The sequence below is a fragment of the Kribbella sp. CWNU-51 genome, from assembly GCF_054073265.1.
Genome location: NZ_JBSXMZ010000004.1, coordinates 1,117,980 through 1,139,998, shown reverse-complemented (window position 1 = coordinate 1,139,998; position 22,019 = coordinate 1,117,980). Strand labels below are relative to the sequence as shown.

21 protein-coding genes are annotated in these 22,019 nt (G+C 69.7%); 12 read left to right on the top strand and 9 right to left on the bottom strand.

Annotation, left to right across the window (positions count from 1 at the left end; translation table 11 throughout):
* The first annotated feature begins 39 nt into the window (after positions 1–39).
* The 5 genes from ACXC9Q_RS07550 to ACXC9Q_RS07530 are packed head-to-tail and all read left to right on the top strand — an operon-like array spanning position 40 to position 5,620.
* Positions 40–969: an ABC transporter permease gene (locus ACXC9Q_RS07550; RefSeq protein WP_457055738.1), complete on the top strand. Its 930-nt coding sequence runs from the start codon at positions 40–42 to the stop codon at positions 967–969.
* Between the two features lies 1 nt (position 970).
* Entirely contained in the window at positions 971–1,969 is a 999-nt protein-coding gene (locus ACXC9Q_RS07545; protein ID WP_457055737.1) for an ABC transporter permease, read from the top strand.
* Complete coding sequence (locus ACXC9Q_RS07540; RefSeq protein WP_457055736.1) at positions 1,962–2,960, top strand: ABC transporter ATP-binding protein; 999 nt, start codon at positions 1,962–1,964, stop codon at positions 2,958–2,960. Before ACXC9Q_RS07545 ends, ACXC9Q_RS07540 begins: the two co-directional genes overlap by 8 nt.
* Complete coding sequence (locus ACXC9Q_RS07535; RefSeq protein ID WP_457055735.1) at positions 2,957–3,931, top strand: ABC transporter ATP-binding protein; 975 nt, start codon at positions 2,957–2,959, stop codon at positions 3,929–3,931. The genes ACXC9Q_RS07540 and ACXC9Q_RS07535 overlap by 4 nt, the downstream gene beginning before the upstream one ends.
* Before the next feature lie 6 nt (positions 3,932–3,937).
* A complete protein-coding gene (locus ACXC9Q_RS07530; protein WP_457055734.1) occupies positions 3,938–5,620 on the top strand; it encodes an ABC transporter substrate-binding protein in 1,683 nt (560 codons plus the stop codon).
* 4 nt (positions 5,621–5,624) lie between these two features.
* Here the strand turns inward: ACXC9Q_RS07530 and ACXC9Q_RS07525 are convergent, their stop codons facing one another.
* Both ACXC9Q_RS07525 and ACXC9Q_RS07520 read right to left on the bottom strand, forming a co-directional pair.
* Positions 5,625–6,122, bottom strand: coding sequence for a phosphatase domain-containing protein (locus ACXC9Q_RS07525; RefSeq protein WP_457055733.1), 498 nt, complete (start codon positions 6,120–6,122; stop codon positions 5,625–5,627).
* Positions 6,115–6,672, bottom strand: a complete 558-nt coding sequence (locus ACXC9Q_RS07520) for a GNAT family N-acetyltransferase (RefSeq protein WP_457055732.1) — start codon at positions 6,670–6,672, stop codon at positions 6,115–6,117. The genes ACXC9Q_RS07525 and ACXC9Q_RS07520 overlap by 8 nt, the downstream gene beginning before the upstream one ends.
* A gap of 152 nt (positions 6,673–6,824) precedes the next feature.
* Between ACXC9Q_RS07520 and ACXC9Q_RS07515 the strand changes: the two genes are divergently transcribed.
* Genes ACXC9Q_RS07515 through ACXC9Q_RS07505 form a run of 3 tightly spaced genes read left to right on the top strand, consistent with a single transcriptional unit; the run spans position 6,825 to position 13,741 of the window.
* Positions 6,825–7,955 carry a metallophosphoesterase family protein gene (locus tag ACXC9Q_RS07515; RefSeq protein WP_457055731.1) on the top strand — a complete coding sequence of 377 codons (1,131 nt, stop codon included), beginning with the start codon at positions 6,825–6,827 and terminating at the stop codon, positions 7,953–7,955.
* On the top strand, positions 7,952–10,702 hold the full coding sequence (locus tag ACXC9Q_RS07510) for an AAA family ATPase (protein WP_457055730.1): 2,751 nt from the start codon (positions 7,952–7,954) through the stop codon (positions 10,700–10,702). Before ACXC9Q_RS07515 ends, ACXC9Q_RS07510 begins: the two co-directional genes overlap by 4 nt.
* Positions 10,703–10,744: 42 nt before the next feature.
* Positions 10,745–13,741, top strand: a complete 2,997-nt coding sequence (locus ACXC9Q_RS07505; protein WP_457055729.1) for a helix-turn-helix transcriptional regulator — start codon at positions 10,745–10,747, stop codon at positions 13,739–13,741.
* Here the strand turns inward: ACXC9Q_RS07505 and ACXC9Q_RS07500 are convergent.
* From ACXC9Q_RS07500 to ACXC9Q_RS07490, 3 genes are all read right to left on the bottom strand, one after another.
* Positions 13,735–14,010: a hypothetical protein gene (locus ACXC9Q_RS07500; RefSeq protein ID WP_457055728.1), complete on the bottom strand. Its 276-nt coding sequence runs from the start codon at positions 14,008–14,010 to the stop codon at positions 13,735–13,737. The two genes, ACXC9Q_RS07505 and ACXC9Q_RS07500, sit on opposite strands and share 7 nt — an antisense overlap.
* A gap of 93 nt (positions 14,011–14,103) precedes the next feature.
* Positions 14,104–14,946: a formate dehydrogenase accessory sulfurtransferase FdhD gene (gene fdhD / locus ACXC9Q_RS07495; protein WP_457055727.1), complete on the bottom strand. Its 843-nt coding sequence runs from the start codon at positions 14,944–14,946 to the stop codon at positions 14,104–14,106.
* Positions 14,947–14,963: 17 nt separating this feature from the next.
* Positions 14,964–15,950 carry a phosphotransferase family protein gene (locus ACXC9Q_RS07490; protein WP_457055726.1) on the bottom strand — a complete coding sequence of 329 codons (987 nt, stop codon included), beginning with the start codon at positions 15,948–15,950 and terminating at the stop codon, positions 14,964–14,966.
* Between the two features lie 57 nt (positions 15,951–16,007).
* On the opposite strand from ACXC9Q_RS07490, the gene ACXC9Q_RS07485 reads away from it, so the two are divergent.
* The gene (locus ACXC9Q_RS07485) at positions 16,008–16,625 is read left to right on the top strand and encodes a trimeric intracellular cation channel family protein (protein WP_457055725.1); all 618 of its coding nucleotides are present in this window, start codon (positions 16,008–16,010) and stop codon (positions 16,623–16,625) included.
* Here ACXC9Q_RS07485 and ACXC9Q_RS07480 read toward each other — a convergent pair.
* A complete protein-coding gene (locus ACXC9Q_RS07480) occupies positions 16,608–17,336 on the bottom strand; it encodes a MerR family transcriptional regulator (protein ID WP_457055724.1) in 729 nt (242 codons plus the stop codon). The genes ACXC9Q_RS07485 and ACXC9Q_RS07480 overlap by 18 nt on opposite strands.
* 39 nt (positions 17,337–17,375) lie before the next feature.
* Positions 17,376–18,575, bottom strand: coding sequence for an MFS transporter (locus ACXC9Q_RS07475; RefSeq protein WP_457055723.1), 1,200 nt, complete (start codon positions 18,573–18,575; stop codon positions 17,376–17,378).
* Positions 18,576–18,623: 48 nt separating this feature from the next.
* On the opposite strand from ACXC9Q_RS07475, the gene ACXC9Q_RS07470 reads away from it, so the two are divergent.
* From ACXC9Q_RS07470 to ACXC9Q_RS07460, 3 genes are all read left to right on the top strand, one after another.
* Positions 18,624–19,703 (top strand): ferrochelatase, encoded by a 1,080-nt coding sequence (locus ACXC9Q_RS07470; protein ID WP_457055722.1) that lies wholly within the window; start codon positions 18,624–18,626, stop codon positions 19,701–19,703.
* On the top strand, positions 19,700–20,500 hold the full coding sequence (locus tag ACXC9Q_RS07465; protein ID WP_457055721.1) for an inositol monophosphatase family protein: 801 nt from the start codon (positions 19,700–19,702) through the stop codon (positions 20,498–20,500). Before ACXC9Q_RS07470 ends, ACXC9Q_RS07465 begins: the two co-directional genes overlap by 4 nt.
* Positions 20,501–20,796: 296 nt before the next feature.
* Entirely contained in the window at positions 20,797–21,096 is a 300-nt protein-coding gene (locus ACXC9Q_RS07460) for a DUF4193 domain-containing protein (protein ID WP_130379292.1), read from the top strand.
* Between the two features lie 76 nt (positions 21,097–21,172).
* On the opposite strand, the gene ACXC9Q_RS07455 is transcribed toward ACXC9Q_RS07460, so the two are convergent.
* Together ACXC9Q_RS07455 and ACXC9Q_RS07450 are read right to left on the bottom strand one after the other, a co-directional pair.
* Positions 21,173–21,499 (bottom strand): DUF4235 domain-containing protein, encoded by a 327-nt coding sequence (locus ACXC9Q_RS07455; RefSeq protein WP_457055720.1) that lies wholly within the window; start codon positions 21,497–21,499, stop codon positions 21,173–21,175.
* 29 nt (positions 21,500–21,528) lie between these two features.
* A complete protein-coding gene (locus ACXC9Q_RS07450) occupies positions 21,529–21,984 on the bottom strand; it encodes a DUF3093 domain-containing protein (RefSeq protein WP_457055719.1) in 456 nt (151 codons plus the stop codon).
* Positions 21,985–22,019 lie beyond the last annotated feature (35 nt).

Here is a 22,019-nt window from a genome sequence, read left to right as displayed (position 1 = left end):
GTTTGTCGGCTGCGTGAATCGAACCTGTCGGGAGTGCTTGTGAGTTCCTCGGTCGCCGGGACCGTTTCGCCGACCCGGCAGGCGTTGCGTCGGGTACGGCGGGATCGCAGTGCGCGGCTGGGCTTCGCGCTCGTCGCCGTGCTGATCCTGGTCGCGGCCGCGGCGCCGTTGCTGGTCAAGCTGTCCGGCCAGGACGCTTACACGTACCACATCGACCTGCTCGATCCGGCCCGCGGCAACGCCCCGAGCGGCGCGCTCGGCGGGGTGAGCCCCGACCATTGGTTCGGCGTGGAGCCGCTCACCGGCCGCGACCTGTTCTCGATCGTGGTCCTCGGCCTGCGCACCTCGCTGTTCATCGCGATCGTGGTCACGGCGATCACCACGGTCGTCGGCACGCTGGTCGGCATCAGCGCGGCCTACTTCGGCGGCTGGTACGACTCGGTCGTGTCCCGGGTGCTGGACTTCCTGTTCGGTTTCCCACAACTCGTCTTCATGATTGCCCTGGGCATCATTGTCCCGGCCGCCTTCCCGCGCTGGCTGCTGCTGATCCTGGTGCTCAGCGTGTTCGGCTGGGCCGGCCTGGCCCGGCTGATCCGCAACCAGGCCAAGTCCCTGGTCGCCCGCGAGTTCGTCGAGGCGGCCCGAAGCGTCGGCTCGACGGGATGGCATGTGATCACTCGTGAGCTGCTCCCGAACCTGCTCGGCCCGGTGCTGGTGATCGCGACGCTGGCCATCCCCGGCTACATCACGGCCGAGGCCGCTTTGTCCTTCCTCGGCGTCGGCGTACCACCGCCGACACCGAGCCTCGGCCGGTCCATCTCCGATTCGATCGCCTGGGTCTACACCGGCGCGGACCCGTGGTTCCTGGTGTTCCCGGGGTTCGCGCTGTTCCTCGCCGTCCTCGGCTTCACCCTGCTCGGCGACGGCGTCCGCGACGCGTTCGACGTCCGGCTACGGAGGGAGCGCTGAGATGGCCGGCGTCACCTGGTTCGTCCTCCGCCGGCTGTTCGGGGCGTTGCTCGTGATGCTCGCGCTCAGCCTGGCCGTCTACCTGGTCTTCTACGCGATCCCGGCCGACCCGGCCCGCCTGGCCTGTGGCAAGCCCTGTACGCCGGACCGTCTCGAGCAGGCCCGGCACTTCATGCAGCTCGACCAGAGCACCCTTCAGCAGTACTTGAGCTTCCTCAAGGGCATCTTCGCCGGCCGGACGTACGGCGAAGGTGCGGCGGTCGTGCACTGCGACGCACCGTGTTTCGGGTACTCGTTCCCGCTGGCCCGTCCGGTCACCACGCTGATCCTCGACCGGCTGCCGGTCACCGCGTCGCTCGCCCTCGGCGCTGCCGTGCTGTGGCTGCTGGTCGGGGTGTCACTCGGCGTGGTCGCCGCCCTCAACCGCGGCCGGCTGCTCGACCGGCTGTCGATCGGCTTCGCGCTGATCGGCGTGTCGATGCCATCGTTCCTGCTCGGGCTGCTGGCGATCCTGGTCTTCGGGTTCTGGCTGAATATGGTTCCGGTCAACGGGTACGTCCCGTTCACCGAGAGCCCGATCGACTGGGCCTGGCACCTGATCACGCCGTGGATCGTCCTCGCGACCCTGCAGGCGGCGGCGTACGTCCGGCTCACCCGTGCGCAGATGCTCGAGGAAATGAACCTCGACTACATCACCACCGCCCGGGCGAAGGGCGCCGGCCAGGCACGCGTGGTCGTGACGCACGGGTTGCGCGGCATACTCGTGCCGATCGTGACGCTGTTCGGTCTGGACCTCGGTGCTCTGCTCGGCGGCGCGATCGTCACCGAAAAGGTGTTCAGCATGCAGGGCCTCGGCGAGCTGCTGATCAGCTCGGTCGCCCAGTTGGACGTGGCCGTGGTCGTCGGCGTGACGCTGTTCGCGGCCTTCCTGATCATCCTGGCGAATCTGGTGGTGGACGTGGTGCACGGTGTGCTCGACCCGAGGGTGAGCCATGGCTGAGCCGGTGCTGGAAGTGCACGACCTGCACGTCACGTTCACGACCGAGGGCGGTCTCGTCCCGGCCGTCGACGGCATCGACTTCTCGGTCGCGCCCGGGAAGACGCTCGCGATCGTCGGCGAGTCCGGCTCCGGCAAGAGCGTCAGCTCAGCCGCGGTCATGGGCCTGCTGCCGTCGAACGCCGCCATCACCGGCGAGGTGCTGCTGGACGGCCGGGAGCTGATCGGCCTCCCGAACGACGACCTCCGCAAGATCCGCGGCAACGACATCGCGCTCGTGTTCCAGGACGCGCTGTCCGCGCTGAACCCGTACTACAGCGTCGGCTGGCAGGTCGCCGAGGCGTACCGGCTGCACCACGACGTGTCGAAGAAGGTGGCCAACCGGCGAGCGGTCGAGATGCTCGACAAGGTCGGCATCCCGGACGCGGCCCGGCGCGCGGACAGCTACCCACACGAGTTCTCCGGGGGAATGCGGCAGCGGGTCGTGATTGCTATGGCTCTGGTGAACGACCCGAGGGTGCTGATCGCGGACGAGCCGACGACCGCACTCGATGTGACCGTTCAGGCACAGATCATGCGCTTGCTCGACGACGTCCAGGAGGAGTTCGGTACTGCGCTCGTCCTGATCTCGCACGACCTCGGAGTGGTCGCGGAGGTCGCCGACGACGTTCTGGTCATGTACGCCGGTCGCGCGGCCGAGCGGGGTACGGTCCGCGACCTGTTCTTCCGGGCGGCGCATCCGTACAGCCTGGGTCTGCTCGGTGCGATGCCGCGGGTCGACGTACCGCCGCAGCCGCGGCTGACCACGATCCCCGGGACCCCGCCGTCGCCCGGCTCGATCAAGACCGGGTGCCCGTTCCAGCCGCGGTGTGCCTACACCCACCTGGTCGGCGAACGCTGCATCTCCGAGCGCCCCGAGCTCACGCCGCGTCCCGGCGAGGGCGATCACGAAGCAGCCTGCCATCTGGGTCGCCGGCCTGAGGTGATCAGGTGAGTGACGAACTGCTCCACCTCAAGAACGTCAAGAAGTACTTCGGTCTCCGCGGCGTGCCGTGGCGCAAGGCCCAGGCGGTCAAGGCCGTCGACGGGGTGAACTTCGTCGTACGCAAGGGCGAGACGGTCGGTCTGGTCGGCGAGTCCGGCTCCGGCAAGTCCACGCTGGCCCGCGTGGCGACCCGGCTCCTGGACCCGACCCAGGGCACCGTCGAGATCGGCGGTGCGGATGTCACCAAGGTCCGCGGCCGCAGGCTCCGCCCGGTCCGGCGCAAGATCCAGATGGTGTTCCAGGATCCGCAGGCGTCGCTGAACCCGCGGCAGTCGGTCGGCACCATCCTGAGTACGCCGTTCCGCGCCCAAGGGATCCGGCCGACCAGGGCGCAGCTCGTCGAGTTGCTCCATCAGGTCGGGCTGTCCGAGGAGCACCTCGACCGCTATCCACACGAGTTCTCCGGCGGTCAGCGGCAGCGGATCGGGATCGCGCGGGCGTTGTCCGTGAAGCCCGATCTGCTGGTCTGCGACGAGCCGGTGTCCGCCCTCGACGTGTCAGTGCAGGCCCAGGTCCTGAACCTGCTCGCCGACCTTCGCGACGAGCTCGGTCTGTCCTACGTGCTCGTCGCCCACGACCTGGCCGTCGTACGCCAGGTAGCGAGCCGGCTGGCCGTCATGTACCTCGGCACGATCGTCGAGGAAGGTCCGGCCGACCAGGTGTACTCGGCGCCGGCCCACCCCTACACGAAGGCCTTGCTATCCGCGGTCCCGGTGCCCGAGCCGGGTGTCGAGCGGGACCGGATCGTGCTGACCGGCGACGTCCCGACGCCGATCGCGCCTCCGTCGGGCTGCCCGTTCCGGACCCGCTGTTACAAGGCGGAGGACGTGTGCGCCACCCAGCGACCGGTGCTCGAGCCTGTCCAGGGCAGCACCGAACACCGGGCCGCCTGCTACTTCCCTGAGCCCCCCACCTCCTGAGAGGACATGATGAAACACCTAACCCGAGCGGTCGCGGTAGCGGCCGCGTTGGTGCTGGCGGCGGCCGCCTGCAACGCCAACGACAAGTCCGCCCCCAGCGGCGGCAGCACCGCGGCCGCGGAGCAGGGCGGCACCTGGCACGTGCTCACCACGAGCAAGGAGATCAACCTCGACCCGGCCAAGAGCCAGAACCTCGGGATCAGCACGATCCACCTGGTGCTGCGCGGCCTGACCTCGTGGAAGACCGAGCAGGGCAAAGCGGCGCAACTGGTTCCCGACCTGGCCACCGACACCGGTCAGGTCAGCGACGGCGGCAAGACCTGGACCTACAAGCTGAAGCCCGGCCTCAAGTACGCCGACGGGTCGCCGATCGTTGCCGCCGACATCAAGTACGGCATCGAGCGGTCGTTCGCGCCGGAGCTGTCCGGTGGCCTCGGCTACCACAAGTCGCTGCTGGTCGGTGGGGACAAGTACACCGGCCCGTACAAGGGTGGCGACCTGGCCTCGGTCCAGACGCCGGACGACACCACACTCGTCTTCAAGCTGAACAAGCCGTTCGGCGACTGGCCCTGGATCGTCAGCATGCCGGCGTTCTCGCCGGTGCCGAAGAAGGCCGACACCGACCCGGCGCACTACGGTGAGAAGCCGGTCGCCAGCGGTCCGTACCAGGTGAAGTCGTACGCCCCGGGCTCGAAGCTCGAGCTGGAGCGCAACCCGGGCTGGGACAAGTCGACCGACCAGGCTCGCAGCGGCCTGCCGGACTCGATCGAGTTCGACATGGGCCTGCAGCCCGACGTGGTGAACCAGCGCCTGATCGCCGACGCCGGCGACGACAAGTTCGCGGCCACCACCGGTACCTCGGTGCCGGCTGCGTTGATCCCGACGGTCACCGGCAATCCAGCCGTCAAGGCCCGCGTCGCCACGTCGCCGTCCGGCGCCCTGGAGTACCTGGCGATGAACATGAAGCGCCCCGCGCTCGCCAACCCCGAGGTCCGCAAGGCGATCCAGTTCGCCGTCGACAAGCAGGCCGTCCAGGTCGCCGAGGGCGGTCCGGAGTACGGCGGTGAGCTCGCCACGACCCTGATCACGCCGGGCATCGACGGCTTCAACAAGTTCGACCTGTTCCCGGCGCCCCCGCAGGGTGATCCGGAGAAGGCCAAGCAGATGCTCGCGGCCGCCGGCGTCAGCAACCTCAACCTGGTGCTGGTCGCCGACAACACGACCGCGACCGGCCTCCCGGTGGCGCAGGCGATCCAGCAGGGCCTGAAGCGGGCCGGGATCACGGTCACCATCAAGCCGCTCGACACCGAGCCGCTGACCGACCTGATCACCGGGAACAAGCCGGACTTCGACCTGACCGTGTCCAGCTGGCTGCCGGACTTCCCGAGCGCGATCGGCAACATCCAGCCGCTGTTCGCGTCGTCGGAGATCGGCAACGGCGGGTACAACATCTCCCGCTACTCGAACCCGGCGGTCGACTCCGCGATCGCGGCGGCGACGGCCGAGTCGGACCTGAGCAAGGCCGCCGGGATGTGGGGCGCGGTGGACAAGCAGATCATGCAGGACTCGCCGGTCGTGCCGCTGATCTACGCGCGCAACGCGTTCCTGCACGGGTCGAAGGTGCAGAACTTCTACCTGTCCGCCTACCCGCCGTACCCGAACCAGTTGATCGTGGGTCTGAGCAAGTAAGGCCTCAGGTCCGTCCTTCGGACTCCTGAGCGTCGAAGAGGGTCGGCTGGGTCTCGGCATCGAGTCCCCAGTCGGCCCTCATCACCGTGTAGCCCGCTTTCTCCGCGGCCGCACACACCCTCACGTCGTCGTCGACCAGGACGGCGACCGCACGGTCCTCGGCCAGGCGCTTGAGCCGGCCGAGCTTCATCACCACCGACGGACGGCGGTCGGTGTTGCCGCGCATGTAGACCGTGCCGTCCGGGAAGCCGTTGTCCTTCAGCCACTTGAGCGTGTCCCGCCGCAGCCGCTCGGGCCGGCCGGTCAGGTAGACGATCTCGTGGTTGGCGGCCAGCGTGGTCGCGACCGCCAGGCCTTCGTCCAGGACCGCGTCCTCCTTCGCGTGCGCGAAGAACGAGTCCCAGTCCTTCGGCCGCTTCGCCAGGAAGTGGATCCGCTCGCTGGTGTCGGACAAGGTCGCGTCGATGTCCAGTACGGCGTACGGCTGTCGATCGTCAGGCACGTCGTCCAGCTTCCCAGGTCCGCCGGTCGACGGCGTACTCGACCTCGCCGAACTCGGTCCCGGGCAGCGGATCGTCGAAGTGCTCGTGGTAGAGCCGGGCGAACCGCAGCCCCGACCGCCGCATCACCGCGCGGGAGCGGTGGTTGACCGCCATCGTGTCCGCGACCACCTGCTCCATCCCGAGTTCGGCGAACGCCTTGTCGATCAGCGCTCTGGTGCCCTCGGTCGCGTAGCCCTTGCCCCAGGCGGTCCGATTCAGCCGATAGCCCACCCCTACTGTCGTGACCGCGCTGGTCGGTTGCATCCCGAACCACCCGATGAATGCGCCGTCAACCTTCTGCTCGGCGGCGAACGTGCCGAGCTCCGGATGCTCGTCGTACATCTTCAGGATCTCCGGGAGTACGACGTTCTCGATCTCCTCCCGCGGTGTCGGCTGCCCGGTCAGGAATCGCATCACCTCCGGATCCGAGTCAAGCGCGGTGAGCAGGTCAACGTCCGTTTCGGCGAACCGCCGCAGCGTGAGCCGCTCCGTCTCCAGATACACGTCCACTCCGCGACTCTCTCACCCCACCTTGAGCACCCACCAACCACTTTGGCTGCCGAAAAGTCGGCTGGCCGGGTGTCCGGAGTGTGGGCGGTGTGGGGGTGGTGGGTGTGTTGGTTGGGCGGTTGTCGGCGGGGCAGGTTAGCGTTCTCAGCGCGATGGACGAGTCGATCACGTTTCTGCACAGTTCGGACTGGCAGCTGGGGATGATGCGCCGGTTCCTGGGGCCGGACGGCCAGGCCCGGTGGGGTCAGGCGCGGCTGGACGCTGTCGCGCGGATCGGCGAGGTCGCGACGGCCACCGGGGCGGCGTTCGTGGTCGTCACCGGGGACGTGTTCGAGCACAACCAGGTCGAGCGGCAGACCATCCTGCGGGCGTGTGAAGCGCTGAAGCGGATCCCGGTGCCGGTGGTGCTGCTGCCCGGCAACCACGACGCGCTCGAGCCCGGCTCGCTGTGGACCTCGAGTCAATGGCAGGCGCACGCCCCCTCGCACGTCACCGTTCTGACCGATAGCAAGCCTCTCGAGATCGTGCCGGGTGTGGAGATCGTCGGGGCGCCCTGGCGATCCCGCCGGCCGATGTCCGACCCGGCCGCGCCCGGGTACGCCGACCTGACGCCGGCCAAGCCCGGTACGACGAGGATCCTGCTGGCGCACGGTCAGCTGACCAGTCTGTCCGGCGGCATGTCCGACGTACCGACGATCGATCAGGCCGCGCTGGAGGCGGCGGTCGCGGACGGACGGGTGCAGTACGTCGGTCTCGGCGACCGGCACTCGACGACGCGCGTGACCGATCGGATCTGGTTCTCCGGGACGCAGGAGGTCACCTCGCCCGAGGAGGACGCCCCGGGCAACGTGCTCAAGGTGACCGTCGGCGGCGACGAGATCGAGGTCGAGCCGGTGCGGGTCGGTGCGTGGCACATGGTTGACCATCGCGTCGAGTTGTTCGACGAGGAGTCGCTGCAGGCGCTGGAGGACTGGTTCGCGGAGCTGCCGGAGAAGGAGCGGACCTATGTCCGGCTCGCCGGCGACGGCTCGCTGCCGCTGCCGCTACTGAGCCGGCTCGACTCGATCATCGACGCCCAGGGCGAGGTGTTCGCCAGTGTCGAGCGGTGGGCGAAGTTCTGGACCGTGCGGCCGGCGCCGGACGCGGCGGATCTCGACGCGTTGCAGTTGAGCGGACCGGCGCGGGCCGCGATGGAGGAGTTGCGGCAGGCGCTGGCCGGTGGCGACGAGGGTGCGGGCGCCGCGCTGTCGTTGATGCACAGATTGGCGCGGGACGCGGGATGAGGCTGCACAGCTTGGCGCTGCGGGACTTCCGCGGCGTCAAGGACCGTACCGTCCGGTTCCCCGCGCTCGGCACCACCGTGGTGGTCGGCGACAACGAGGTCGGCAAGTCCAGCCTGGTCGAGGCGTTCGGGCTGGTCTTCGACCTGCCCGACGACTCCAAGTCGACCCGGATCCGCGACATCCAGCCGGTCGGCCAGGACGTCGGCCCCGAGGTCACGGTCGAGCTGACGCTCGGCGGCCGCGAGCTCATCTACACCAAACGCTGGCTGAAGAACCGCTCGACCGAGCTGACCATCGTCGAGCCTGACGGCCGACGCCAGTTGTGGACCGGCCGTGAGGCCCACAACGAGGCCGAGCAGCTGTTCCACCAGCACGTCGACCCGGTGTTGTGGCAGACCCTGATGGTCAGCCAGGGCCAGTCGTTGGTGCTGCCAACGCCGGCCGACGCCGAGCCGTTGATCACCGCGGTGACCGCCGAATCGGGGACGCCGGTCGACGGTGCGTCGATGCCGCTGGTGTCAGCGGTCGAGCACGAGTACCTGCGCTACTGGACGCGTGGTGGTCGTCCGACCGGTGACTTCGCGAAGTCCGAGCGGGCCGTGTCCGCGGCCGAGCTGGCCGCGGCCCAGGCGTTGAAGGCGATGGAGGAGGTCCAGCAGGACATCCGCCGCGCCGAGCGCCTCACGCTCGACCTGTCCGATGTCGACAATCGTTCGCTCGACCACCTGAAGTCGGTCGAGGAGCTGCGCGAGCGCAAGAAGGCGACCGACGAGATCCTGCTCCGCCGCGACTCGGTCCGGCACCGCGCCGAGACCGCGCGGGCCCGGCTGGAGAACCACACCCGAACCCGGGTCGAGCGCGAACGCCTGCTCGACGAGGTCGAGCGGTTCACGAAGGCCGATGCCGAACTGGCCGAGCGCCGGGTCGATGCCGACCTCGTCGCCAGGACCGCGGCCGAGACCGTGCAGGCGGCCGAGGCCGCGCTGGCCGAGGTGATCGAGCTCAAGGACCTCCGTCGTACCGATGTGCAGGAGGCGGAGCGCCGGGTCACGGAGCTGATGGACCGCGCCGAGCTCGACCGCCTGCTCGGGCAGCAGGCCGAGCTGGTCGACGTCCGCGCCCGGATCGCCGCGGCCGGGACGATCCTGGACCGGATCAAGGTCGACGACGGGCTGGTCGCCGCGTTGGAGGACGCGCGGGCCGCGGTTGTCGAGGCCCGGGCCGCGCTGGCGGCCGGCGTACCGGAGGTTCTGGTACGGCGGCTTGGTGCGGAGCCGGTCGAGTTGTCGGGGACCGGGCTGGACGGCGACGTGCCTTCCGAGCTGGGCTTCGACGAGTCGGCCGAGGTGCTGGTCTCCGGTGAACTGGTCGTCGGCGTACCGGGGCACGTTGAGGTGACCGTGCGGGCCGGCGGCGAGGCGGCGACGCTGCGGTCGCGGGTGGACGACGCCGTACGGCGCGAGAAGGACCTGCTGAAGAAGGCGGGCGTGAAGGATGTCGCGGCCGCGCGGGAGTTGCTGCGCAAGGCCGACACCGCGTCCGCCGAGTTGCATGAGGCTCGCCGGACCGAGAGATCGCTGACGGCCGGTGGGGATCCGGGGGAGCGGATCGCGGTCTTGACGGCGCGGCTGGGTTACGAGGACGAAGCGGACGAGGCCGGCGGGAAGCAGCCCGCGGTCGAGGGCGTGCCGGGGCAGATGTCGCTGTTCGAGGAGTTCGCCTCGCCGCACGACACGCTGTTCGACGACTTCGAGGTGCCGGCTCCGGCGCCTGGGGATCTGGCCGGTGCACAGCGGGCGCTGGAGGACGCGCGGGACGCGTTGGCCGAGGTCGAGCGGATACTCGCGGACGCGGAGTTCGCGGCGGCGCAGGCGCGGAAGGCGGCCGACGAGGATCGGTCCGAGGCACAACAGGCCCGGGCGCGGTCGGAGCTCGCGGGGGAGCGGTTGGCCGCCGCGGTCGAGGCGTTGGAGGCGGCTCGGGCTGTGCTCGAGGACGAGGCGGTGTCCGCCGCCGAGGGCGAGGCGACGGCTGAGGTCGAGGCGGTGCTCGAGGACCTGACCGCCGTACAGGAGCAGGTGGACGCGGCCGGGGCCGATCGGGTCGCAGGCGAGCTGGCGGATGCGTTGGCGGTGGCGAAGCGGCTGCAGGATGAGCGGGATACGTTGCGCGACGCGTTGCGGACGACCGAGGGCCGGCTGGAGCAGTCGGGCCGGGACGGCTTGGCGACCCGGCACGATGTGGCCGACCTGGAGTTGGCCGCCGTACGCGCGGAGCACGACAGTCTGCGGCGGCGCGCGGAAGCGGCTCGGCGGGTGCACGAGACGCTGAGCCGGCATCGGGCCGAGGCACAGACGAAGTACTCCGAACCGCTGCAGAGCCGGATCGAGTCGCTCGGGCGGAGTGTGTACGGGCCGTCGTTCAAGGTCTGGCTGGACGACGACCTCGCGGTGGCCGAGCGGGAGCTGGACGGCGTACGGCTGCCGGTGGCGGCGTTGTCGACGGGCGCTCAGGAGCAGCTCGCGATCATCACCCGGCTCGCGATCAGCCATCTGGTCAGCACCGGCGAAGGCAGCGTGCCGGTCATCTTCGACGACGCCCTCGGCTGGTCGGACAAGGCCCGGCTGCGCGACATGGGCGCCCTCCTCGGCCGGGCCGGCGACCACGGGCAGGTGATCATCCTGACCTGCATGCCCGACCGCTACGAATACGTCCCCAAGGCAACCTTCATCAAGCTGGACGCCTGACCCCTGCTGGCGACCGCCCGGCAGCGGGTGGAGACTGAAGTGATGAGGGCCGTGGGGGTGCGGCTTGGTGGTCGGCTCGCCGGGCGGGATGCCGAGGCGGATCTGCTCGCCCAGGTGGTGCGGGCCGGGGCGGCGGGGGAACCGCGCGCGGTGGTTGTCCGCGGCGAGGCTGGAGTCGGCAAGACCCGATTGGTTCGAGACGTGTGCGACGATCCGGGACTGCTGGTCCTGTGGGGTTCGTGCGTGCACTTCGGTGGCGCATCGCTCCCGTACGCGCCGATCATCGGTCTCCTGCAGGACTGGCTCGCCGATGCGGACGAGGCGGAACGGGCGGAGGTTCTGGCCGGTGCCGACGAGCTGAGCACACTGCTGCCGACACTGGGAACCACCCGGGTGTCTGCGACGGTACGGCTGATCCCGTTGATCGATCTGGTTCTCGACCGCATCTCGCAGCGCCATCCCGTGGTCGTGGTCATCGACGACCTGCACTGGGCGGACATGTCTTCGCTGGACGTCCTCTCGTACCTGATCACCTGCTTCCACGGCCAGCGCCTGACGCTGTTGGCCACGTGCCGCGACGAGGACCTCGGCGAGGGTCATCCACTCCACAGTTGGCTGGCGGACATGCGACGTACGCCGGCCTTCGACGAGATCCACCTCGACCGGCTCGGCCCGGATGCGACCGGAGTACAACTGGCGCACTTGCTCGGGCGGTCTGTGGACATCGACCTGGTCACTCAGGTGCAGGCGAGATCGGATGGCAACCCCTATCTGACCGAGTTGGTCGCCGGGCAGCTGTCCGGGGCCGAGTCCAGCCTCTCGGCCACGGTTCCGGAGGCCCTCCGGGATGCGCTTCTCGCTGCGTGGCACCGCCTGTCCGGGCCGGCGCGTCAGCTGGTCCGGGTACTCGCCGTCGGTGGGCGTCCAACCCCGTTGCCTCTCCTGGCCGCAGTGGCTTCGGAGCATGGAGTCGATGCCACCACGCTGTCCGGCTGTGTGAGTGAAGCCCAGCAGCACGGCGTCCTCCGGTCCGGATCGGTTGACCTGCCCTGGTTCCGCCACCCCGTGCTCGCCGAGGTTCTGTACGACGCTCTGCCGCGGGACGAAGCCGCACTCATCCATGCCACCTACCTCCGGGAGCTGGAGGCGCGGTCCGTCCCGGTGGAAGCAGCCGCGGCCGACCTCGCGGTCCACAGCCAGCAAGCCGGCCGGGTCGCTGACACGTACCGTTGGTCCCTCATGGCCGCTCAGTACGCAGCCAGGCTGCGGGCACCTGCGGAGCAGGCCATCCAGCTGGAGCGACTGTGTGCCCTCTGGGAGCAGGTCCCGCCGGATGTCCGTGGCCCGGTCGATCGGACCACTCTCGCGCTCCAGACGAGCGAGGTGTGCCTGCGAGTCGGCCGGAACGAAGCTGCCCTGGAGCAGCTCAACACCGGCCTGAGTCTGGTGGATCGCGAACGCGATCCGCTGATCGCGGCGAACCTGCTCGTTGAACGGAGCATCCTGCGCTGGCACCGGACGGAGCCGATCGAAGCCGTCCTGGCAGACATCTACGAGGCGCTCGACCTCACAGCTCCCTTCCCGGCCAGCGCTGAGCGGGCGCGGACACTGTCCGCCCTCGGGTCGGCCGAGAGCTGGAGCGGTAAGCCCGGAGCCATGGCTCATGCGGACGAAGCAGTACGGATCGCCGGCCGGGCCGGATCAGAGCGGGCCCTCGCGGAAGCATTCGCCGAGCGATCGAGTGTCATCCTCGACGAATCGCCCCTGCTTGCCTTGGCGGACGCACAGCGGGCCGAGCCGCTGGCACGCTCGTGCGGGTCGATGCTCGATCTGCTGAATGCCTTCGTCTGGCAGGCCAACGCGCTGCACACTCTCGGGCGCCGGAAGGACGCGACCGAGGTAGCCCTGCGCGGCCAGGCCGAACTGCTGGCGCCTGGCCCGGATCCGTTTGCCTACTTCCTGGCCTTCATGGCAGCTGACGAATTGCTGGACTCCGGCCGGTGGCAGGCGTGTGACGACCTGCTCCGGCCCGCACTGGCCGCTCGCAGTCACAGCATCGCCGGAGCCGCCATCCGGCTCACAGCCGCGTCGCTGGCTGTCCGCCAGGGCCGGGTGCCCGAGGCGCGGCAGCATCTCGACCGGGCCCGCGAACTGATCTCCACGACCTTCATCGGAATTCGAGCTGCCCTCGCCATCGGCGGCAGCGAGGTGCTCGCGGCCGAAGGCAAGACCCGGGAGGCGCTCGACTGGCTGCGGTCCAGGCTCACCCTTCCGGGCGCCGCTCCGGGCGAGGACGACGACACCCTGCTGGTGCACTACGTCCACACCGCCGCCGACCTGGCCGTCGCCGCCCGCGACGGCCAGGTCGGCGACTCCGGCGGCGTCGCTGCCGCAGTGGCCGCCGCCGACGAGGTGGTGAACGGGTGGCCCTGGGAGTCCTTCACGACCGGGCCGGACAGGGTGTTCCACTTGATGAACCAGGCGCTGGTCCAGGCTGAGCTCGCCCGGTGCCGCGATGACCTGGATCAGGTTGAGCGATGGCAGCGCGCTGCCGAGGCGTGCGATGCGGCCGGTGTGCCCTGGTATCGGGCGATCTCGCAGTGGCGCTGTGCGGAAGCGGCGGTAGCCGACGGTCGGCCTCCGGTCAGCGTCGGTGCCGTACTGCGGAATGCCCATCGGTCCGCCGTCGAGCTGGGTGCGAAGCCGTTGCAGGACGAGGTCGAATCACTCGCGCGGCGTTCGCGTATCAGCCTCCGTGAGCGGGAGCCTCTCGTCGTACAAGAGCAGGCGGCCACTCCGTTGGCGACGCTGACCGCGAGAGAGCGAGAGGTCCTGGCGTTGCTGGTCGCCGGCCGCTCGAACGGCGAGATCGCGAAGGAACTCGTCATCAGCGACAAGACCGTGAGTGCTCACGTCTCCAACATCCTGCGGAAGACCGGTACGGCGAGCCGGATGGCGGCTGCTGCCCTGGCGACGCGGCTCGGCGGTCCTGGCGGACGACCTCCGCCAGGGCCGCCCCCCGAGCCCGCGCGTCAGTGAACAGCGAGCGGATGACGACGCCGGTACATCCAGAGGCCGGCCACGGCCATACCGGCGCCACCCAGGGCTCCGGCACTCACCTGGAGCGCTTCGGTCAGCGAGTCGTCGACCGGGACCTGCTTGATCGGTCCCGGCTGCTCGACGACCACGACGGCGTCGTGGTAGCCGGCGTCCGGGTCGATTGGTCGCGCCGACGCCTGGGACGAGCCGGCGACGATCGTTCCGACGACCAGCACCGGCAGCGCGGCGAGGGTGTAGCTGTGCTTCATGATTCCTCCCTCACGGCGATGATCGCCGTCTGCCTCCACGATGCGGCGGCAGGAGGGACTCACACATTGGGCATACCCCCTTAGATCTGCCCGTTACCTCCTTACGCGGTCACCGAGGATGCGCTCGGGGGAGCTGTAGACGACGCAGCGGTCGCCTCGCGTGAACCCGGCCACGGTGATGTTGAAGCGGCGGGCTAGGTCGACGGCGAGGCTCGAGGGGGCGCCGACGGCGACGATCATGCCGATCCCGGCGGCGACGGCCTTCTGGATGATCTCGTAGCCGGCGCGGCCGCTGACGGCGAGGACGAGGCCCTTGCGGCTGTGGTGGTTCAGGACGGTCCAGCCGACGACCTTGTCGACGGCGTTGTGGCGGCCGACGTCCTCCTTCACGACAACCTTGCGGCCGTCCGTGGTGAACAGGCCGGCCGCATGCAGGCCGCCGGTGCGACTGAAGGTCGGCTGGGCATCCCGGAGCAGATCGGGCAGGCGGCGTACGACGTCGAGCGGCACCTCGACCGGGTCGACCGGGTCGTACTCGCGCTCGGCGAGTTCGTCGAGGCTCTGCTGGCCGCAGACACCGCACGCGGCCGACGTGACGCCGTACCGCTGGGGTGGTTCGCGGTCCGGGGGTCCGTCGAAGGTGACCGTGACGGTGTTGAACTGCTGGTCCCGGGTCAGCTTCACGTCGGTGCAGTAGGCAACGGTCCGGATCGCGTCCGGCCGGACCGCGAACCCCTCGCCGAGGCAGAACCCGGCGGCCAGCTCGAAGTCGGACCCCGGCGTCCGCATCGTCACCACCAGCGGCTCGGGCGGCCGGCCCGGCCACTCCAGCCGCAGCTCCAGCGGTTCCTCGGTGACGACGACATCCTCACGCCGGGATGTCCGGTCGCCGTCCAGCACCTCGACCTTGAACCTGGCAGTGGGGCCTTTCGTCATACCTCCACCGTAGGCGCTCACCAGCCGCGGCGTACGGCGAGCCAGTCGAGGAAGGTCCAGGCGTAGAACCGCTGATGCTCACGGAGCGCCGGCGTACACCCGAGCGGCGGGGGCGCGTCGGCGTTCCTCATCATGTACGCCGCGATCACGCCGGCGAAGCAGTCGAGGTGTTCGGGAGGTACGTCGGCCGTCAGCGGGCTGCTGCGGATGGCGGCGGCTGCGTCGATGCCTTGGTGCTGCGCGACCGGAAGCAGTCCGACCCAGTCCATCCAGCGTGGGCCGAGCGCCAGCCAGTTCCAGTCGACGATCCAGCAGGTGCCGGTCGCGTCGAGCAGGAGGTTGTCCGGCCGCAGGTCGCCGTGCGTCGCAGCCTCTCCCGCGAACGCGTCCGGCGCCAGCTGCACCAGGTCCGCCAGCTCGGGCAGGATCCTGGGCACCCACGGCTGCAACCGCTCCGGCAATGGCCGCTCACCCGCGACGATCTGCCCGGGGATCTGCAGCGGCGACTCGTCCCCTTCCAGATCCTGGATGAAGGCGTGCAACCCCTGCAACGGACTCGGCTCCATCGCGTCCGCGATCCGCTCACACATCGCGGTCACCACCGCGAAGTCGTCCCCTGTCCACGGCGCCCCCGGCATCCGCCCCTCCACCCACTCGGACACCACCGCAAACCACCGCCGCCTGCCATCGACAGCGTGGGCGGTGGTGATGATGGGTGGGACGCGGATCGCCGCTGGTAGCTGGGGGACTACCTCGGCTTCGCGTTGGTACGCGTGGTAGGCGTGCATGGAGTCGTCGGCGGCCTTCACGAAGACGCGGCGGCCGTCGGCCAGCTGGATCGGGGCCGCGAAGCCGCCGGTGAAGCCAGAGCCCACCGAGGCAGCGGCCGCGGTGATCTCGGTGCCTAGGGCAACGGCTAGGGATTCGTGGAGAGCGGATGGAAGCGTGTTCCAGTCCGGACGCAGCGAGGTTGCGGTGTAGTCGACGTCGGGCGCTCCGCTCATGTCCACCGACGATAGAGCGCACAGGCCGCCGGAGGCGCGTGGTTTAGCGTGCGGGGTGTGACTGGATCCGTGGTTCTGCAGGTGCTTGATCTGGTTGGCATCTTTGTGTTCGGGATCACCGGCGCGCTGGTCGGCGTACGCAAGAAGCTCGACGTGTTCGGCATCCTGGTGCTCGCGCTCGTCACCGGGCTCGGCGGTGGATTCATCCGGGACGTGCTGCTCGGCGCTACCCCGCCCGCGGCGCTGCAGGACTGGCGGTACCTGGTGGCGCCGGTCGTGGCCGGGCTGCTCACGTTCTTCCTGCATCCCGGCATCGGCCGGCTGGAGCGGCAGGTGAACATCTTCGACGCGGCCGGTCTCGCGCTGTTCTGCGTGATCGGCGCGCTGAAGGCCCTCGACTACGACCTGTCGCCGCTCGCGGCCACCCTGATCGGCACGATCTCCGGCATCGGCGGCGGTGTGATCCGCGACATCCTCAGCGGCCGGGTTCCCGTCGTGCTCCGCGCGGAGATCTACGCCACGCCGGCTTTCCTCGGCTCCGGCATTGTGGTCGTCGCCGCAGCCTTGGGGTACCAGGCCCTCTGGGTGCCGATCGCCGCGGCGGTGACGTGCTTCGGTATCCGGCTGATCGCGATCCGCCGTGGCTGGAACGCGCCGCTACCCCGCAATCCGTGACGGCGCGGCCCAGCCGTTGACGACGGCAAGCAATTCCAGGTATCGCGGCCAGCGCGGGCCGGCCTCGATACGACGAAGCTCGATCAACCGCCCGCGGAACTCCGGATCGTGCCGCAGCGGGCCGTCCGCGACCAGAGCACGGTAGCCGACGGCCATCCGTCGTACGGCGGCCCGGAAGTCGTCGTCCTGCACCAGCGCGGCCAGCTCCAGCCACGCCTCGACCTGCTGTGCGTCGGCGTCGTCGGGGAGCACCGGCGTCAGGTTCTGCCGGATCGCCGCGAAGGCGGGGTCGTCGCCGAGCGTCGAGGTGAGGAAGTCCGCGATCAACGTACGGCGTTCCCGCTCGGACTGGGCAGTCAGTTCATGCATGAGGTCGAGCTCCTCCGGGGTCGAATGACGATGGGCGGCCACCGACAGCACCGCCTGCTGGAGGCGCAGCGTCCGGATCTGCAGGGCGACGGCCTCGGCATGCGCGGTCAGTACGTCGGCCAGCGTCCGCTCGCGCTCCAGCACGGACCGCACCGTCGGCAGATCGATGCCAAGGGAACGCAGCGTCCGGATGAGCTCGAGCCGCGCCACCGCGTCAGCGCCGTACCGACGATGACCAGCAGCGGTACGCCGTGACGGCAGCAGCCCGTGGTCGGAGTAGAACCGCACGGTCTTCACCGTCACACCACCGAGCCGCGCCAACTCACCGATCGAGTGGTCCATGCCGACACCCTCACATCTCCCGTAAGAGGAGATGCAAGCCTAATTGTGGGCGAAGCGAGTCTTGGGGCGGGCGAAGGTGGTGGCGAGCGCGGCGACCAGGGCGCAGACGATGCCGATGGAGAAGGGGACCCAGTAGGCGGTGGAGGGGCCCCAAACGTCTACTGCGTGGCCGGAGGCCGCGTTGCCTGGGGCTACCCCCAGGAGGATGCCGGTGACGGTCCAGGTGATCGCCTCGGTGAGGCGCTGGGGCGGGACCCACTCCTCGACGCAGGCGGTGAGGGCGACCATCGTAGGCGCGATGGTGAAGCCGCAGAAGAACAGCACCACACCGACGAGCAGCACACTGTTGACCCAGGGGAGCGGGGCCAGGCTGACGGCGAGCAGGATCGTGCCGAACAGCAGCCGCCGCTCGACCGGAGCGCGCCAGTGGACCGAGCCGTACCAGAGACCGGCCAGCAGGCTGCCGAATGCCCACACGGCCAGTACGACGCCGGACAGCCCGGCCTGCCCCATCTCGGTGGTGAACGCGATCGTGACCACCTCGACGCCGCCGAGAGTCGCGCCGAGCCCGAGACCGATGAGGCTGAGCAGCATCAGCGAGAGCCAGGGGAGTGGCGCCTGCTCGGCACCGTCGGACCTACCGCGGCCGGGCGGGTCGGAGGCACGCAGCGACGCCAGCCAGATCCCGCCGGCCAGTCCCAACACCCCCGCCGCGGCCAGGGCGGCGTACGGGCTGATCTGGGTGGCGAGCGTGGTGACGAGGACCGGACCGACGATGAAGACGACCTCGTCGCCGACCGCCTCGAGGGCGAACGCGGTCTGCAGAGCCCGCCCGCGGCCGAGCAGATGGGTCCAGCGGGCGCGGACGAACGAGCCGACCTGCGGACGGGTGCCACCGGCAACGAACGAGACGGCGTACAGCACCCAGACGGGCGCGTCGGCACGCACTGCGACGAGGAGTGCCCCGAGAGCGATCGTGCAGAGGACCGAACCGATCAGCAGCAGCGTCCGCTGGCCGAAGCGGTCGACCAGCCGGCCCTGGATCGGGCCGGTCAGCGCGCCGGCGATCACCGCGACGCCGGACACCGCGCCGGCCAGGCCGTACGAGCCGCTCTCGCGCGCGATCAGGATGACGATGCCGAGGCCGATCATCGAGATCGGCATACGCCCGAGGATCCCGGCAGTGAAGAACGCACTGGCACCGGGACGGCGCATGAGGTGGACGTAGGGCTTGAGCATGAGGGACCGGCAACACCCTAACTGTTGCCGGTCTGAGAAACTCGGAATATGCCGCTGCCCCAGTCGCCCGCCGCCGCGCCGTACGACGCCGTCCTCCTGCTGTCCTTCGGCGGTCCCGAGAAGCCCGCGGACGTGTTGCCCTTCCTGCAGAACGTGACGCGCGGCCGCGGCATCCCGGACGAGCGGTTGAAGCAGGTCGGGGAGCACTACTACGCGTTCGGCGGGAAGAGCCCGATCAACGACCAGAACCGCGCGCTGCTGACGGCGCTGCGGGAGTCGTTCGACGAGATCGGCCTCGACCTGCCGATCTACTGGGGCAACCGCAACTGGACGCCGTACCTGACCGACACGCTGCGCGAGATGGCCGCCGACGGGATCCGTCGCGCGGTGGTGATCGTGACCGCCGCCTACCCGTCGTACTCCGGCTGCCGGCAGTACCGGGAGAACCTCGAGGACGCGGCCCGTGAGGTCCCGGACGCGCCGCGGATCGACAAGCTCCGGCACTACGCGAACCACCCCGGCTTCGTCGGCTCGTTCGTCGAGTCGACCGCCGAGGCGCTGAGCCGGCTGCCCGAGGGGTCGGCGATCGCCTATGTGACGCACTCGATCCCGACCACGATGAACGCGACCAGCGGCCCGGACGGCAACGGGTACGTCGACTGGCACCTGGATGTAGCCGCGGAGATCAGCGCGGAGCTCGAGCGCCGTACCGGGCGGACCCGGCGGACCGACCTGGTCTACTGCTCGCGGTCCGGGCCGCCGCAGATGCCGTGGCTCGAGCCGGACGTGAACGACCACCTGGAGACCCTCGCGGCCGAGGGTGTGCCGGGCGTCGCCGTCGTACCGATCGGGTTCGTGAGCGACCACATGGAGGTCATCTACGACCTCGACACCGAGGCCGCCCGGACGGCCGAGAAGCTGGGCCTGCCGATGGCCCGGGCCGCGACGCCCGGGACCGACCCGCGGTTCGTCACGATGCTGCGCGACCTGGTCGTCGAGCGGGCCGCGGCCGAGCGCGGTGAGCAACCGGTCCGCCCGTGTGTCGGCAAGCTCGGCCCGGCCTGGGACGACTGCCGCCACGACTGCTGCCCACCTTTGCGCCGTCCGACCTTTAAGGAAGCCGTATGACCGCCGAAAGCCCGCAAGACCTCCTCAAGCTGGCCGTGGAGGTGGCGGAGGAGGCGGCCCGGCTGATCGTCGAACGCCGCCGCGGCACGATCACGGTCGCGGACACCAAGAGCACCGTCACCGACGTCGTCACCGCGGTCGACCGCGAGTCCGAGGAGCTGATCCGGGCCCGGGTCCTGAAGGCCCGCCCGGACGACTCGTTCCTCGGTGAGGAGGGCGACGACGTGGCCGGTACCAGCGGCGTCCGCTGGGTGGTCGACCCGATCGACGGCACGGTCAACTACCTCTACGACCTCCCGACGTACGCCGTCTCGATCGCGGTCGAGTACGACGGGGAGACGGTCGCCGGTGTGGTCGTGGACGCACCCCGGGGCGAGGTGTTCACCGCGACCAAGGGCGGTGGTGCGTTCGCGGACGGTCAGCCGATCCGGGTGTCGGGGTGCACCGAGCTGAGCACCGCCCTGGTCGGGACCGGGTTCGGGTACGACCCGGCCCGCCGGCAGGTCCAGGCCGAGGTGATCCAGCACGTGATCACCAAGGTCCGCGACATTCGCCGGATCGGGGTCGGCGCGATCGATCTGTGCTACGTCGCGTGCGGCCGGCTCGACGCGGTCTTCGAACGCGGTCTGAATCCGTGGGACTACGGAGCGGGTGCGCTGATCGCGGCCGAGGCCGGCGCGACCACGGGCGGGCTGAACGGTGCCCCGGTCTCACCGGAGATGTCGATCGCGGCCAGTCCGGCGCTGTTCGGGCCGCTCCACGACCTGCTCGCCGCCGCGAACCCCTTGCGTGCGTAACCGTCTCTGAGTGTTCGTTTCTGCGCAGTACTGAGCATTAACGAGCATTCTCGTGTTCGGTCATGACATTTTTGCGACACGCGGGTCAGAACCTGGACCCCGACGCGCGTGAAGGGCCCTTCATAGGGCACAATCCCGTCCTCGGGAACGGTTTGTTGCCGGTCCCGGCCTGGCTGTCAAGGGTTTCGGGGGACGAAGGTTCAGCGTGGTGCTCATGCGCGGAATTTCTCGGCCGCTTTACCTGTTCAAGGGCTCAGCAGGCAACACCACGGGTACGAAGAGGGCAGGGAAACACCATGGCGACTGATTACGACGCCCCGCGCAAGACGGACGAGGACGCATCCGAAGAGTCGATCGAGGAACTGAAGACTCGCCGTCACGACAAGAACTCCGGCAAGGTCGACGAGGACGAGGCCGAGGCCGCGGAGAGCTTCGAGCTGCCCGGCGCCGACCTGAGCCACGAAGAGCTGGCGGTGCGGGTCCTCCCGCGCCAGGCCGACGAGTTCACCTGTTCGAGCTGCTTCCTGGTTCACCACCGCAGTCAGCTCGCGGAGACGAAGAACGGGCAGTTGATCTGCCGCGACTGCGCTGCCTGACACCAGCGCCCTTCTTCGCCTTGACCAGCACGGGACCGTCCCCAGATCCTCGGGGACGGTCCCGCGCTGTCTCAAGTCAGTCCTGCTTCTTCACCAGACCGGTGTCCGTGTCCTTGACCAGGCCCTTGGTCCCGTCCTGCTCGTACCCCGGCGGCGCGTAGCCGGTCGACTTCAGCCAGTACTCCGCCGCCCGCCGCTCGGCGAACAGTTTGGCCGCCGCCGCGGCGGCTCCACTCGCCACCGCCCAGCTGACTACCTCGGCGTACCCGCCCTCACCGGCCTTCGGCGGCTTCCCGCCCGAACCGATCTTCCAGGCCGTACTGACGGCCTTGTTCACGACTAGACCCACCACCAGCGTAAACGCCGCCAGCACCAGCTTCCAGCCGATCTTCGCTCCGACCACAGCAGCCTCCTAACGCAAGTCCCCGACACTCAGGATCTTGCCACGCTGTTGCCCCTCAGGGCTGCCGCCAAGCGGTCCGGGTGCCGCGTGGCGATCACCCAGTACGGCGCCGGGTCGCGCGGATCGGTGATCTGGACCCGGACCGCGCTCCGCACATACGGGCGGAGCAGCAGGTACGCCTTCGGGTCGCACTCCCGCCCGAACGCGCGCCGCGCGTCGTCGCCGGTCAGTGCCTCGACCGTGCCCAGATGCGCCCGTTCGATCACGGCCCGGCCGGCCCGGAGCCGCTCGCCGTCCACCTCGACCCGCGCAGCGCCGTACTGGAGGAAGAAGAGCACCAGCAGGACCGCGGCGGTGCCGCCGACGAAGACGCCGCCGAACGACCCGACCGGTACATAGGTGATGACGAAGAGCGTGGCTGTCGCGACGACGGCGATGATCCACCACGACACCGGCACGCTCAGCTTCTCGCGATAGGTACCCACAAGGACCAGCCTGGCATGAGGGCGGTGCAGACTCA

Coding starts and splice junctions, on each gene's coding strand:
- ACXC9Q_RS07545 (WP_457055737.1), top strand. CDS start 971: ATGGCCGGCGTCACCTGGTTCGTCCTCCGCCGGCTGTTCGGGGCGTTG.
- ACXC9Q_RS07540 (WP_457055736.1), top strand. CDS start 1,962: ATGGCTGAGCCGGTGCTGGAAGTGCACGACCTGCACGTCACGTTCACG.
- ACXC9Q_RS07505 (WP_457055729.1), top strand. CDS start 10,745: ATGAGGGCCGTGGGGGTGCGGCTTGGTGGTCGGCTCGCCGGGCGGGAT.
- fdhD (WP_457055727.1), bottom strand. CDS start 14,946: ATGACGAAAGGCCCCACTGCCAGGTTCAAGGTCGAGGTGCTGGACGGC.
- ACXC9Q_RS07530 (WP_457055734.1), top strand. CDS start 3,938: ATGATGAAACACCTAACCCGAGCGGTCGCGGTAGCGGCCGCGTTGGTG.
- ACXC9Q_RS07465 (WP_457055721.1), top strand. CDS start 19,700: ATGACCGCCGAAAGCCCGCAAGACCTCCTCAAGCTGGCCGTGGAGGTG.
- ACXC9Q_RS07475 (WP_457055723.1), bottom strand. CDS start 18,575: ATGCTCAAGCCCTACGTCCACCTCATGCGCCGTCCCGGTGCCAGTGCG.
- ACXC9Q_RS07510 (WP_457055730.1), top strand. CDS start 7,952: ATGAGGCTGCACAGCTTGGCGCTGCGGGACTTCCGCGGCGTCAAGGAC.
- ACXC9Q_RS07460 (WP_130379292.1), top strand. CDS start 20,797: ATGGCGACTGATTACGACGCCCCGCGCAAGACGGACGAGGACGCATCC.
- ACXC9Q_RS07515 (WP_457055731.1), top strand. CDS start 6,825: ATGGACGAGTCGATCACGTTTCTGCACAGTTCGGACTGGCAGCTGGGG.
- ACXC9Q_RS07470 (WP_457055722.1), top strand. CDS start 18,624: ATGCCGCTGCCCCAGTCGCCCGCCGCCGCGCCGTACGACGCCGTCCTC.
- ACXC9Q_RS07500 (WP_457055728.1), bottom strand. CDS start 14,010: ATGAAGCACAGCTACACCCTCGCCGCGCTGCCGGTGCTGGTCGTCGGA.
- ACXC9Q_RS07480 (WP_457055724.1), bottom strand. CDS start 17,336: ATGGACCACTCGATCGGTGAGTTGGCGCGGCTCGGTGGTGTGACGGTG.
- ACXC9Q_RS07490 (WP_457055726.1), bottom strand. CDS start 15,950: ATGAGCGGAGCGCCCGACGTCGACTACACCGCAACCTCGCTGCGTCCG.